Genomic DNA, 12,701 nt, shown 5'->3' with positions numbered 1-12,701 from the left:
CACAGGAAGGTCCCATGACCGCCCTCATCAACCCGGCCGCGCCGGGTGAGCAGGACATCGCGGCCTTCGGCCGCCTCCAGCAACGCATCGGCGACGCCGTCGAGACCGCGGTGCACGGCAAGCGCGCCGTGGTCGACCTGACCCTGGTCGCGCTGTTCGCCGGCGGCCACGTCCTGCTGGAAGACGTCCCGGGGACCGGCAAGACGACCCTGGCCCGGGCGGTCGCCCGGGCCGTGGGCGGGTCGGTCGGCCGCATCCAGTTCACCCCCGACCTGCTGCCCTCCGACGTCACCGGCACCACGGTCTTCGACCCGCGCGACGGCCAGGTCCGCTTCCGCCAGGGGCCCGTGTTCACCCACGTCGTGCTGGCCGACGAGATCAACCGGGCCGCGGCCAAGACCCAGTCGGCGCTGCTCGAGGTGATGCAGGAGCAGACCGTCACCGTCGACGGCGTCGGCCACCCCGTCCCCCGCCCGTTCATGGTCATCGCCACCCAGAACCCGATCGACCTCGAGGGCACCTACCGGCTCCCGGAGGCCCAGCTCGACCGGTTCCTGCTGCGCACCTCGCTCGGCTACCCCGACGCCGAGCACGAGATCGAGGTGCTGCGCCCGGGCAGCGGCGCCGGCCACGTCGACGACGTCCCGGCGGTGACGACGCCCCAGGAGGTGGCCGCGGTGGCCGAGCAGCTGACCCGGCTCCACGTCGCCGACCCGATCCTGCGCTACGTCCGCGAGGTCGGGGCCACGATCCGCCGAGACCCGCGGGTGCGCATCGGGGTCAGCACCCGCGGCCTGAAGGCCCTCGTCGGCTGCCTGCAGGTGTACGCCGCCGCGCGGGGCCGCCACTACGTGGTGCCCAGCGACGTCCAGCGGCTCGCCGAGCCGGTGCTGGCCCACCGCACGGTGCTGGCCCGCGACGCGGTGCTGGCCGGCCACACCAGCGAGACGGTGGTGCACGAGGTGCTCGAGACCGTGCAGCCGCCGCAGCCCGACGCCGGCTGAGGCGGGCCGCGTGCGCCGGGGGTGGCACAGCACGACCGGGCGCGGCCGCGCGGTGGCCGTGCTCGGCGTCGCGCTGCTCGGGGCCGGCCTGGCCTGGCACTACCCCCTCGTCGCCGCCCTCGGCGCCTGCCTGGTCGCGCTGGTCGCGGCCGAGCTGGCCGCCGTCCTGCTGGCCTCGACGGTCGAGGTCGAGCGCGAGGTGGCCCCCCGGGTCGTCGTGCGCCAGGGCCGCTGCGAGGGCCGGCTCCGCGTCCTCGGACGTCGACGGCGCGGCCTCGTCCGCCTCGACGTGGCCGACCGGGTGCAGGGCCGCCTCGTGCCGGTCGCGCTGCCCGACGACCCGGGGGGTGCGGCCGAGGAGGCGTCCGAGGTCGCCTACCCGGTGCCGACCCCGCGGCGCGGCCTGGTCGAGGTCGGCCCGGTCCAGGTGCGGCTGGTCGGGCTGACTGGCATGGCGGCCCGGTCGACGGAGTCCGGACGGCTCGACCTCGTGCGGGTGCTGCCCCGACGCGTCCCGCTCGCCGGCATGCTCCCGGGCCACCGGCGGGCCAGCGCGGGCGGCGACGAGGCCCAGGAGCTCGGCGGCACCGACCTCGTCGGCCTGCACGAGTACGTCGTCGGCGACGACCTGCGGCGCCTGCACTGGGCCACCAGCGCCCGCACCGGCACCCTGATGGTGCGCGAGGACGCCGAGCCGTCCCAGGCCCACGTGTGCGTCCTCCTCGACGACCGGGCCTCGGCCTACCTCGGCGACGCCGACCTGTTCGAGGAGGCCGTCGAGGTCGCGGCGGCCATCGCGCACAGCTGCACCGACGAGGGCCTCCCGCTGCGGGTGCACACCGTGAGCGACCGGCGCGAGGTCGTCGTGCCGGCGTCGGTGAGCCGGCGCCCGATGCAGGAGCACGACGACCTCGAGGTGCTGCTCACGGAGGTCGACCTGGCCGCGAGCGGCCGGCCCGGGCTGCTGCGCAGCCGCGACCTCGACGTCGCGGTCGCCGTCACCGGCCCCGGCGCCGACCTGCGGGAGCTGGCGCTGGCCCTCGGCGAGGCGTCCACCCGGGTCGTCGCCGTGGTCGACCCCGCGCCCCTCGTCGGGGCCAGCCAGGAGGCGGGCCTGCTCGTGCTGCGCGGCGCCACCTCGGTCTCGCTGGCCGGCACCTGGGACGCGGCGGTGCTCCGGTGAGCGCCGCGGGCGCGCCGCTGCTGGCCCGGGTCGGCCGCGTGGTGTGGCCGCTCGCCCTGGTGCTCCTCGGCGCCCTCGTCCTGGCCTCGGCGTGGCAGGGCTGGGTCGTCTCGCTGCTCTTCGCCCTCGCCGCGGGCGTCCCGCTGCTGGCCCTGCGGGGCGCGCTGCGCGTGGGCATGTCGCGCTGGTTCGCCACCTCGATGCTCGTGCTGCTCGCCGTCATGGGCGCCTACCTGGCCACCTCCGGGGCCGGCCTGTCGCTCGAGGCGACCGTGCGCGACGCCGTCCCCCGCCTCCTCACCGCCCCCCTGCCGTACGCCGCCGCGCCCGACCTCCTCGTCGGCCCGCTGCTGCTCACCGCGCTGGTCTCGCTGCTGGTCGGCCTGCGCGTCGACAGCCGGCTGCGCGTCGAGCCGGTCGCCGGCGCCGCGGTGCTCTACCTCGCCGGCGTCCTGCTCACCGCGGGCGCGGCCGACCCGATCGGCCTGGTCGCCGTCCTGCTGCTCGTGGTCGCCCTGCTCGGCTGGGTCCTGCTCGACGAGCACGGCGAGCCCGTCCGGCGCCGCCTGTCGGTCACCGGCCCGGTGGCGGTGGTGGGCGTGGGCCTGGTGGCCGCGGCGGCGACGCTGCCGGTCGCGGGCGCCTTCCAGCCGCGCGAGCTCGTCACCCCGCCGACGACCGAGGTGGCCGCGGCCAACCCGCTCACGCAGCTCGGCGCGTGGGCCAACAACCCCGACGAGGTGCTGCTGCGGGTGCGGGGGCCGGCGGTGCCGCTGCGGCTCGTGGTGCTCGAGGACTACGACGGCACCCAGTGGACCTCCGCCACGACGTACCGCTCGCTGCGCAGCGACGGCACGACCGGGCTCGACCCGGGCCGCTACCGCTCCGACGCCACCGTGCAGGTGCAGCTCGACGGGCTCGGCGGCAGCTGGCTGCCCAGCCCCGGCCTGCCCCTCGAGGTGGGCCGCGACGGCACCCTGGTCGACCCGCGCACCGGCACCCTGTTCTCCCCCGACGACACCGCCGGCGCGGTCTACGAGGTGGCCGGCGCCTTCGACGCGCCCCCCGACGACGCGCTCGACGGAGCACGGCTGCCCGACCAGACGACCCGCGACACCGAGCGCTGGACCGCGCTGCCCCCGCTGCCCGAGCCCCTCGCCGACTTCGCGCGGCGGGTGGGCGAGCGCGGCGCGACGCCCTACCAGCGGGCCTCGGCCATCGAGGCCCTGGTGCGCGACGAGTACGACCAGTCGGCCACGGCCATCTCGGGCTCGGCCCTGTGGCGGCTCGACCGGTTCCTGCTGCGCGGCACCGACACGCCCGGCGGCGGCGTCGGCACCTCCGAGCAGTTCGCGTCGGCGTTCGCGGTGCTGGCCCGCTACAACGGCCTGCCGACCCGGGTCGTGGTGGGGTTCCGCCCCGGGCAGCCGACCGACGACGGGGTGCGGCTGGTGCGCGGCCAGGACGCCTTCGCCTGGGCCGAGGTGTACTTCGACGACCTCGGCTGGGTGCCGTTCTCCCCCACGCCCGACGACGACACGTTCGCGCGGTCGGGCGCCGTCGAGGCCACCCAGGACGAGCTGCCCGAGCCGGCCGACACCGGTTCGCCGCAGCCGGAGGTGCCGACCGACGACGCCACGGCTGCACCCGAGGGCGACGACGAGGCGGCCGCACCCCCCCGCGCCGGCGGCTCCGGGTCGATGCCGACCGGCGTGCTCGTCGGCGCCCTGCTCGGACTGGCCCTGCTGGCCCTGGTCGCGCTGCGCGCCGCCCGGCAGCTGCGGCACGGGCGCCGCGGGGCGCCCGGCGCCTGGGCCGAGGTCGTCGACGCGCTGCGGCTCGCCGGCCTGCGCCCGGCCGGGCACGAGCCCGCCGACCTGGTGGCAGCCCGGCTCGACGCGCGCCTGGGCACCCGCTCGGCGCTCGTCGCGGCCCGCGCCGAGCGGTCGGCGTTCGGCCCGGCCGACGACCCCGCCTCCGAGGCCGATCGAGCGGCCCTGCGCGGCGAGGTCCGCGCGGTCCGGTCCCGGCTGCGCCGCGAGCTGCCGTGGTGGCGACGCTGGACGTGGTGGCTCGACCCGCGCGTCCTGCGCCGCTGACCGTCAGCCGCCGGGAGCCGCCGGCAGGTCGAGGGAGAACGGCGTGATGTCGAAGCACCGGGCGGAGCGGTCGCTGACGCCGTACCGGCCCGAGGGCAGGTAGACCACGACGTAGAAGCACCCGCGTCCCGTCGGGAGCTCGGAGACCGGGAAGCGCTCCTCGGGCTGGCCCGAGCCCGGGGGGAACCGCGCCACCGGCACCGGCAGCTCGACGCCGTCCCGGAGCAGCAGCAGCTGGAAGCGGCCCTCGCCGTCGGTGGGATCGGTGAACTGCACGACCATCGTCGCGCCGTCCCACTCGATGTTCTGCAGCACGACCGGCAGGTCGGGACGCCCCTCCAGGGTCGGCTGCTCACCCGGGTCGACGACCGTGGTGGTGGGCCCGAGCGTCCGCGCCACCGGCACCGGGTCGCCCCCGCCCCGCAGCGCGGCACCGACCACGCCGAGCACGAGCCCGAGGGCCAGGGCCACGGCGCCCAGCACCAGGGGCAGTCGCCGACGGCGCGGCGCCTCGTCGGCCGGCGCCTCCGGGCCCGGCGCGGCCGGACGGGCGGCGTCGGGCGGCGGTCCGGTCGGGTCGGGCAGGCCCGTGCCGGTGGGGGCGGCATCGTGGCCCCGCAGCTCGTGGGAGACCGCCGAGAGGGCCACGGGGGCGGGCTCGGCGGGGGCCGCGTCGGCGGCCGAGGGCGCCTGCAGCGGCGTCGGGGTCTGCTCGCGCGTCGGGGTCGGCGTGGGGGTGTGGGCCGAGGGGACCGGGTCCGGGGTCGGGGGCTTGTCGAGGGTGAGCGGTGCGGCGGTGGCCGCACCGGGGCTCCCCGCGCCGCTCGGCTCCCAGGCCGAGGCTCGGAGCGCGTGCAGGGCGTCGCGCAGCTCCGCGGCCGAGGTCCACCGGGCGGCGACGTCCTTGCTCAGGCAGCGCATGATGACCGGCGCGACCCGCTCGGCGCCGGGCACCTGCAGCGGCCGCGGCTCCTCGGTGCGGGCCCGGCGCAGGTAGGCCAGGGCGGAGTCGTCGTCGGGGTCGTCGCTGGCGAACGGCGGCCGTCCGTCGAGCAGGGTGAACAGCGTCGACCCGAGCGACCAGATGTCGTCGGCGGCGGTCGGCGGGTGGCCGTCGAGGATCTGCGGGGCGGCGTGGCGGTAGGTGAAGGTCTCGGCCGACGAGGTGTGCTCGGCGTCGACCAGCCGGGCGATGCCGAAGTCGGCGAGGACCCACGAGGTCGGCAGGACGAGCACGTTCTGCGGCTTGACGTCGCGGTGCAGCACCCCCCGCTCGTGGGCGAAGGACAGCGCGTCGGCCAGTACCTCCCCGATGCGGCCGACCTCCTCGGGGGCCAGCGGACCGTGGGCGCGCAGCCGGTCGTGCAGCGTGCCGAGGTCGAAGAAGTCCATGACGACCGCCGGGCGGCCCGACGCCGTGGTGCCGGTCGCCAGGACGGTGACGATGTTGGGGTGCTGGCGGCCGAGCTGGACGGTGATCTCGATCTCGCGGGCGAAGCGCGCGGCGCGAGCCGGGTCGCCGGCGGTGTCGAGGCTGAGCACCTTGATCGCGACCTCGCGCCCGAGCGCGACCTCGCGGGCGCGGTAGACCACGGAGTCGCCGCCGCGGCCGATCTCCTCGAGGTCGGCGTACCCCGGGAGCTGCTCGGTGGGGGCGGCCGGCGTGGGGGGTGGACGCCAGGCGGCGTCGTCCGCGCCGTCGGTCATGGCGTCAGCCTAGGAGATGACGACGGGGCCCGGCCGCCGCGCACGACGACCGGGCCTCGTGGCCTCAGTCCTTCTCGGTGCCCTCGTCGGCAGCCTCGTCGGCAGCCTCGTCGGTGGCCTCGTCGGTGGCCTCGTCGGTGGCCTCGTCGGTGGGCTCGTCGGTGGGCTCGTCGGTGGCGGCCTCGGCGGCCTCGTCCTCGGGCTCACCGATGGTGCCGTCGGGGCGAAGGTTCTTCAGCTCGACCACGTTGCCGGAGGCGTCGGTGACCGTCGCCGACTCGACCACGACCGCCAGCGCCTTGCCGCGCAGGATCTCCTGCACGAGGTCGGGGATGTGGTTGTGCTCGAACATGTGGTTGGCGAACTCCTGCGGGTCCTGGCCGGACTGCTGGGCGCGCCGGACGAGGTGCTGGGAGAGCTCGGCCTGGTCGATGCCGAACTCCTCCTTCTTGGCGATCTCGTCGAGGAGGAACTGCGCGGCGACGGCGTCGCGGACGCGGCGCTCGAGGTCGGCCTCGAACTCCTCGACGGTCTGCTCCTCGTCCTCGAGGTACTTCTCCATCGTGATGCCGGCCATGGCGAGCTGCTGCTCGACGTTCTGGCGACGGGCGGTGAGCTCCTCGGCGACCATCGACTCGGGCAGCGGGACCTCGACCTTGTCGAGCAGCGACTCCAGGACGGCGTCGCGGGCCTCGGCGGCCTGCTCGAGCCGCTTGCCGCGGCCCAGGCGCTCGCGCACGTCGGCGACGAGGTCCTCGATGGTGTCGAACTCCGAGGCCATCTGGGCGAACTCGTCGTCGAGCTCGGGGAGCTCCTGCTCCTGGACCTGGGTGACGGTGACGTTGACCTGGACGGCCTGGCCGACGAGGTCGCCGCCGACCAGCTCGCTGTCGAAGGTGGTGTCGTCGCCGGCCGAGAGGCCGACGAGCGCCTCGTCGAGGCCCTCGATCATGCCGCCGCGGCCGACCTTGTAGGACATGCCGGTGACCTCGGCCCCGTCGACGACCTCGCCGTCCTGGGTGGCCTTGAGGTCGATGACGACGAAGTCACCGTCGGCGGCGGGGCGCTCGACGTCGTTGAGCGTCGCGAACCGCTCGCGCAGCGCCTCGACCTGCTCGTCGACGTCGGCGTCGGTGATCTCGACGTCGGCGACCTCGGCGGTCAGCCCCTCGTACGACGGCAGCTCGATCTCCGGCTTGACGTCGACCTCGACGGTGAACCCGAAGCCCTCGTCGTCGCCGATCTCGAGGCCGTCGATCTCGGGCTGTGCGATCGGGGTCAGGTCGTTGGCCTCGAGGGCCTCGCGGTACTTGGTCGGCAGGGTGTCGTTGATCGCCTGCTCGAGGACGGCGCCGCGCCCGACCTGGCGGTCGATGACCATCGGGGGCACCTTGCCGCGGCGGAAGCCGGGCACGTTGATCTGCTTGGCGATCTGCTGGTAGGCCGCATCGAGGCTCGGCTTGAGCTCGTCGAAGGGAACCTCGACGGTGAGCTTGACCCGGGTGGGGCTCAGCGTCTCGACGGCGCTCTTCACAGGTGTTCTCCTTCAGCGTGGCCACGCCGGTGGCCGGTGGGTGTCGTTCGATCTGTCGGGCGGACGGTCGGGGCGACAGGACTCGAACCTGCGATCTCCTGCTCCCAAAGCAGGCGCGCTAGCCACTACGCTACGCCCCGCCAAGCAGCCCCCTGCGCGCGGCGTCGGGTGCACCGCGGGGCCTGCCTGGAGCGGATGACGGGAATCGAACCCGCGTGGCCAGTTTGGAAGACTGGGGCTCTACCATTGAGCTACATCCGCGTGCACGGGCCAGGCCCGCACCACCCGGGAGTCTCCCACAGGGGCGGTGGCCAGGGCCAAACGCCTCGTGAGCGGTCAGCGCCGGTGCACCAGCACGACGGCGCGGTCGTCGTTGCGCGAACCGACCAGCGTGGTCAGTTGTTCGGCCGTGCCCTCCGGCCCGCGCAGCAGGGCCGCCTCGGCCTCCCCCACCAGCCGGTCGATGCCGACCTCGATGTCGTGCCGCGGCTCCTCGACCATGCCGTCGGTGTAGAGCAGCAGCGCGTCGCCGGCCCCCAGGACGCCCTCGGCGTGGTGGTAGTCGACCTCGTCGACCAGGCCGATGACCGGGCCGCCGCTGTCGAGCCGGCGCCACTGCCCGTCGCCGGCCGTGCGCAGCACCACCGGCGGGTGGCCGGCCGTGCGGACCTCGAAGCGCCCCCCGACGAGGTCGAGCCACAGGTGGGCGGCGGTGGCGAACCCCTCCTCCCAGTCCTGACGCATGAGGTAGGTGTTGCAGGCGGGCAGGAACTCCGCGGGCGGCACCGCACCGAGGAGGCCGCCGAAGGCGCCGGAGAGCAGCAGCGCCCGGGTGCCGGCCTCCTCCCCCTTGCCCGAGACGTCGACGAGCCCGACCTGCAGCGTGGTCCGGTCGGGGCTGCGGGCCGCGACCACGAAGTCACCGGCGAACGCCGTGCCGCCGGCCGAGCGCAGCGACGACTCGACCAGCCACGGCTCCGGCAGGTCGGGCAGCGTGCCCTGCCGCAGGATCCGGTCGCGCAGGTCGACGAACATCGTCTCGCCCCGCAGCCCGGCGACGCCGAGCCGCGTGCGGCGGAAGCTGCTGGCCAGGACGACCAGCGCGACGGCGTACTGCACGGCGGCGGCGCCGACCGTGCGCGGGGTGATCTGGTCCTGCTGGGTCAGGCAGTAGCTGAGCAGCGCGACGCTGAGCACCACGAACCAGGGCAGGGTGCGGGGCCCGAGCAGGATGCTGCCGAGCACGACCGGCAGCACGAGCGTCGTGAACGGCGTGCGGTCGGGGTAGTAGGAGACGAGCACGGCCACGGTCACCGAGAACACCGCCAGGCCGATCGCCACCCGCGTCTCGAGCGACTCCAGCGGTCGCCGGACCCGGGTCAGGGCGCGCTGCAGCGGCGGGGTGCGCGGCGCGCGCGGCAGCGGCTGGGGAGCGCTGGTCACAGAAGACCTCGGGGGTGGTCGGGGGGAGCGAGGGTCACCCTACGGCGCGCGAGCGGAACACGGGCTGGCAGCGCGAGCACCAGAACAGGTTGCGTCCCTCGAGCTCGGCGGTGCGGACCGTGCGGCCGCACACGTGGCACGGCTGGCCGGTGCGCCGGTAGACGTACACCTCGCCGCCGTGGTCGTCGCGGCGGGCCTCGCGCCCCATGGCCTCGGGGGTGTGCTCGGGGCGCACGGTGTCGATGCGGCCGGTGAGCACGCCGTCGGCCATCAGCTCGACCAGGTCGTCCCACATCGTCTGCCACTGCGAGACCCGCAGGGTGCTGCCGGGGCGCAGCGGGTGCAGGCGGTGCCGGAAGAGCAGCTCGGCGCGGTAGACGTTGCCGACGCCGGCCAGGACGCGCTGGTCCATGAGCAGCGCACCGATGGGCTTGCGGCTGCGCCGGATGCGGTCCCAGGCCCGGCCCGGGTCGGCGTCGGGGCGCAGCGGGTCGGGCCCGGAGCGGGCCACGACGGCGTCGCGCTCGGCGGCGGTGACGAGTGCGCAGGTGATGGCGCCGCGCAGGTCGGCGTACGCCGCGGGGCCGGTCGGTCCGGCGGGCCGGGCGATGCGCAGCCGGACGGCGCCGACCGGGTCGGGCACGGCGTCGACGTCGCGGTGCACGGCGAAGGTGCCGATGAGGCCGAGGTGCACGTGCACGAAGCGGTCGCCGCCGAACCGGACGAACAGCTGCTTGCCCCAGGCCTCGGCGTCCTCGAGCACCGAGCCGTCGAGCTGGGCGGCGCCGTCGGCGAACCGGCCCTGCGGGCTGCTGATCGCGACCGCGCTGCCGCCGAAGGCGACGGTGAGGTCACGGGCCAGGCGGTGGAGGGTGTGGCCCTCGGGCATCGCGGGCGCTCCGCGGTCAGGCGTCGGGGTTCTGCGGCACGCGGGCGGAGTCGGGCAGCGGGGGCAGACCCCCGCCCGTCTCGTACGTCGAGAGCTGGCCGATGCGGCGCACGTGCCGCTCGTCGCCGCTGAAGTCGGTGGTCAGGAAGACCTCGACGAACCGGACCATGTCGTCGATCGGGTGCATCCGGCCGCCGACCGAGACGACGTTGGCGTCGTTGTGCTGGCGGGCCAGCGCGGCGGTCTCCTCCGACCAGGCCAGCGCGGAGCGGACGCCCTCGACCTTGTTGGCCGCGATCTGCTCGCCGTTGCCGGACCCGCCGATCACGACGCCCAGGCTGTCGCGGCCCTCGGCCTGCTCGCGCACCACGGCCTCGGCCGCGCGGAGGCAGAAGACGGGGTAGTCGTCGAGGGCGTCGTGGACGAACGGGCCGTGGTCGACCGGCTCGTAGCCGTGGTCGAGGAGCCAGCGGGCGAGGTGGTCCTTGAGCTCGAGGCCGGCGTGGTCGCTGCCCAGGTGCACGCGCATGGCGGCGAGTCTGGCAGAACGTCTCCGGCAGGCCTCGGGCCACCTACCCTGTGCGCGTGCAGACACCTCGGGGGCCGTGGCGACGCGCCGCGACGGTGCCGGCCGGGCTGGCCAGGCTGGCCGCGCTGCTCGTGCTGGGGTCCGCGACGACGCTCGCCTCCGGCTGCTCGGTCGTCGACGGCCTCGGTGCCCTCGGCGGGCCCGACGAGCCGCCGACGTCGGTGGCCGACCCCGACGCGATCACCGAGTCCGACGTCGACGCCATCGAGGCACTGCTCGACCGGCGGGCCCGGACGCTGCGCACCGGCGACCGCGCGGGGTTCCTGGCGACCCTCGACCCGGGCGCCAAGCGGCTGCGGCGCAGCCAGCTGGCCTACTTCGACAACCTCCAGCGGCTCCCGGTCGACCGCCTCGCCTTCGGCCTCACCCGGACCGTCCGGCCCCCGGCCGACGTCCGCGGCGACGACCGCACCTTGCGGCCGGTGGTGTGGGAGCACGTGCAGCTCGCGGGCATCACCGACAAGCCGGTCTCCAACGAGGTCGGCGTCACCTTCGTCGACCGCGACGGGCAGTGGCTGGTCGGTGCCGAGCGGGCACTCCCCGGCACCCGGCCCTGGTACGGCGGACGGCTCGAGGTCGCGCGCGACGACCGGGTGCTGGTGCTGACCGATCAGGGCGCCGACGTCGGGCCCGAGGCCGTCCTCGACACCGCCCGGTCCGCCCTCGACGACGTCGCCGAGGTGCTCGGCCAGCCCGAGGACCGCTCGCTGCTGCTCGACGCCACCACCAACGGCGAGGCCGTCCCCGTGGCCAAGGGGTCCGCCGAGGAGGCGGCCGCGATCTCCTACGACGCGTTGTCGCGCACCCGCCTCGGCGAGCGCTCCCGCGGGGTCGCGGTCGGGGTGGTCAAGGCCAACCCCGACGACGTCGACCTGCTCGTCGACAGCGACCGCACCATGCGCCACGAGCTCGTGCACTTCCTCCTCGACGGGTACGGCCGCTCGTTGCCGCTGTGGGTCGCCGAGGGCATCGCCGAGTACGTCGCCTACTACCCCGGCCTCCTCGCCACCTCCGTGGCCACCACCGACGACCTGCGCGACGAGCTGGCCGCGCGGCCGGTCGAGCTCACCCCGCAGTCGCGGTGGGGCGACCAGCCGTCCCTGGACTACCTGCTCGCCGAGGCCTGCGTCGAGCACCTCGTGCAGACCTACGGGCTCGACCGCTTCTACGACCTCATGGACGCCTTCGAGCGCGCCGACCAGCCCTACGGCCAGGGCCGCGTGCGCGCCGTCCTGCGCGAGGTCTACGGCCTGGTGCCCGACGAGCTGGCGCGCGAGTCCTTCGACCTGGTCGAGAGCCTCTACGAGGGTTGAGCGCCGGGCTCGAGGCTCACCGGGGCACCGGCCAGGGCGTCGTCGAGGAAGGCCGCCAGCAGCCCGGTGAGGGGCGCCGAGGCGGCGTACGCCCGGGGGTGGCGCCAGAAGCCGTGGGGCTGCCCGAGCCACCTCGTCGCGCTCACCCGCACCCCGGCCTCGGCCAGCCGGGCCGCCAGCAGCTCGCCCTCGTCGCGCGCCGGGTCGTGCTCGGCGGTGGCGACCAGGGTCGTCGGCAGGCCGGCCAGCGCCTCGTCGGTCGCCGCGAGGGGCGCGAGGTCGGGGTCGGCGAGGTCGGGCGCATCGCCGGCGTACTGGCGCCAGTACCACGCGACCTCCGCGGCGCCGAGGCCGTCGGTCTCGGTGCGGTGGGAGGCGCCCGCGGCGGCGGGGTCGAGGAACGGGTAGGTCAGCGCCAGGCCGACGAAGCGGCCCGGGTGCCGCAGCGCGGCCCCGAGGGCGAGGTTGGCGCCCGCGCTGTCGCCGTGCAGGACCACCGGCTCGCCGGACCCGAGCGCGGCGACGACCGCGTCGACGTCGTGGACGGCAGCCGGGTAGGGGTGCTCGGGCGCGAGCCGGTAGTCGACCGAGACGACGGCTCGGCCGGCCCGGTCGGCCAGCCGCCGGGCCGCGGCGTCGTGCACCTCGACGTCGTTGAGCACGAAGCCACCCCCGTGCAGGTGGACCACCGTGCCGGGACGGGCGCCGGCGGGACGGTAGCGGCGGCACGGGACGCCGCCGAGGTCGACGTCGGCCACCTCTGCGACGTCCTCGCGCGGCTCCTGCGCCGCCTGCGCCCGCCCCTCGGCGCGCGCCGCGGCCACGTCGAAGCGGGGGTCGTGCACCGGCACGTCGTCGGCGGACGCCGCGACGGCGGCGCGGGCGTCGGGGTAGAGGCCCACGGCTCTCCTCGGGTTCGGGGCTGCCCGCGACGCTACTC

Annotated in this window: 10 protein-coding genes and 2 tRNA genes; 4 read left to right on the top strand and 8 right to left on the bottom strand. The window is 75.9% G+C overall.

Going from position 1 to position 12,701, the window contains the following annotated elements; all coding sequences use genetic code 11:
- The first annotated feature begins 14 nt into the window (after window positions 1-14).
- The 3 genes from FJQ57_RS03710 to FJQ57_RS22240 are packed head-to-tail and all read left to right on the top strand — an operon-like array spanning window position 15 to window position 4,286.
- Window positions 15-1,004: an AAA family ATPase gene (locus FJQ57_RS03710; RefSeq protein WP_139977855.1), complete on the top strand. Its 990-nt coding sequence runs from the start codon at window positions 15-17 to the stop codon at window positions 1,002-1,004.
- 10 nt (window positions 1,005-1,014) lie between these two features.
- Window positions 1,015-2,187: a DUF58 domain-containing protein gene (locus FJQ57_RS03705; protein ID WP_139977854.1), complete on the top strand. Its 1,173-nt coding sequence runs from the start codon at window positions 1,015-1,017 to the stop codon at window positions 2,185-2,187.
- Window positions 2,184-4,286, top strand: coding sequence for a transglutaminase TgpA family protein (locus FJQ57_RS22240; RefSeq protein WP_170219261.1), 2,103 nt, complete (start codon window positions 2,184-2,186; stop codon window positions 4,284-4,286). The genes FJQ57_RS03705 and FJQ57_RS22240 overlap by 4 nt, the downstream gene beginning before the upstream one ends.
- A 3-nt stretch (window positions 4,287-4,289) precedes the next feature.
- Here the strand turns inward: FJQ57_RS22240 and FJQ57_RS03695 are convergent, their stop codons facing one another.
- The 7 genes from FJQ57_RS03695 to FJQ57_RS03665 form a co-directional block, all read right to left on the bottom strand.
- The gene (locus tag FJQ57_RS03695; protein WP_139977853.1) at window positions 4,290-5,993 is read right to left on the bottom strand and encodes a serine/threonine-protein kinase; all 1,704 of its coding nucleotides are present in this window, start codon (window positions 5,991-5,993) and stop codon (window positions 4,290-4,292) included.
- A gap of 64 nt (window positions 5,994-6,057) precedes the next feature.
- On the bottom strand, window positions 6,058-7,527 hold the full coding sequence (gene tig / locus FJQ57_RS03690) for a trigger factor (RefSeq protein ID WP_139977852.1): 1,470 nt from the start codon (window positions 7,525-7,527) through the stop codon (window positions 6,058-6,060).
- Window positions 7,528-7,594: 67 nt separating this feature from the next.
- Window positions 7,595-7,667, bottom strand: a tRNA-Pro gene (locus FJQ57_RS03685).
- Between the two features lie 47 nt (window positions 7,668-7,714).
- Window positions 7,715-7,788 (bottom strand) — tRNA-Gly (locus tag FJQ57_RS03680).
- Window positions 7,789-7,863: 75 nt separating this feature from the next.
- Window positions 7,864-8,970: a PP2C family protein-serine/threonine phosphatase gene (locus FJQ57_RS03675; RefSeq protein WP_246081571.1), complete on the bottom strand. Its 1,107-nt coding sequence runs from the start codon at window positions 8,968-8,970 to the stop codon at window positions 7,864-7,866.
- 34 nt (window positions 8,971-9,004) lie between these two features.
- Window positions 9,005-9,859 carry an Fpg/Nei family DNA glycosylase gene (locus FJQ57_RS03670; RefSeq protein WP_139977851.1) on the bottom strand — a complete coding sequence of 285 codons (855 nt, stop codon included), beginning with the start codon at window positions 9,857-9,859 and terminating at the stop codon, window positions 9,005-9,007.
- Between the two features lie 16 nt (window positions 9,860-9,875).
- Entirely contained in the window at window positions 9,876-10,388 is a 513-nt protein-coding gene (locus FJQ57_RS03665; protein ID WP_139977850.1) for a ribose-5-phosphate isomerase, read from the bottom strand.
- Between the two features lie 56 nt (window positions 10,389-10,444).
- On the opposite strand from FJQ57_RS03665, the gene FJQ57_RS03660 reads away from it, so the two are divergent.
- Window positions 10,445-11,761, top strand: coding sequence for a gluzincin family metallopeptidase (locus FJQ57_RS03660; protein ID WP_139977849.1), 1,317 nt, complete (start codon window positions 10,445-10,447; stop codon window positions 11,759-11,761).
- On the opposite strand, the gene FJQ57_RS03655 is transcribed toward FJQ57_RS03660, so the two are convergent.
- Window positions 11,749-12,663: an alpha/beta hydrolase fold domain-containing protein gene (locus FJQ57_RS03655; protein ID WP_139977848.1), complete on the bottom strand. Its 915-nt coding sequence runs from the start codon at window positions 12,661-12,663 to the stop codon at window positions 11,749-11,751. The two genes, FJQ57_RS03660 and FJQ57_RS03655, sit on opposite strands and share 13 nt — an antisense overlap.
- Window positions 12,664-12,701: the final 38 nt, after the last annotated feature.

It is taken from the genome of Nocardioides litoris (assembly GCF_006346315.1).
GTDB classification, from domain to species: domain Bacteria; phylum Actinomycetota; class Actinomycetes; order Propionibacteriales; family Nocardioidaceae; genus Nocardioides; species Nocardioides litoris.
Note: the sequence above shows the minus strand (reverse complement) of the source record. Positions and strands in the feature narration are given on the sequence as shown.

Excerpts from the sequence above, each read along its gene's own strand:
- FJQ57_RS03665 (WP_139977850.1), bottom strand. The coding sequence starts at position 10,388 with ATGCGCGTGCACCTGGGCAGCGACCACGCCGGCCTCGAGCTCAAGGAC.
- FJQ57_RS03710 (WP_139977855.1), top strand. The coding sequence starts at position 15 with ATGACCGCCCTCATCAACCCGGCCGCGCCGGGTGAGCAGGACATCGCG.
- FJQ57_RS03695 (WP_139977853.1), bottom strand. The coding sequence starts at position 5,993 with ATGACCGACGGCGCGGACGACGCCGCCTGGCGTCCACCCCCCACGCCG.
- FJQ57_RS03670 (WP_139977851.1), bottom strand. The coding sequence starts at position 9,859 with ATGCCCGAGGGCCACACCCTCCACCGCCTGGCCCGTGACCTCACCGTC.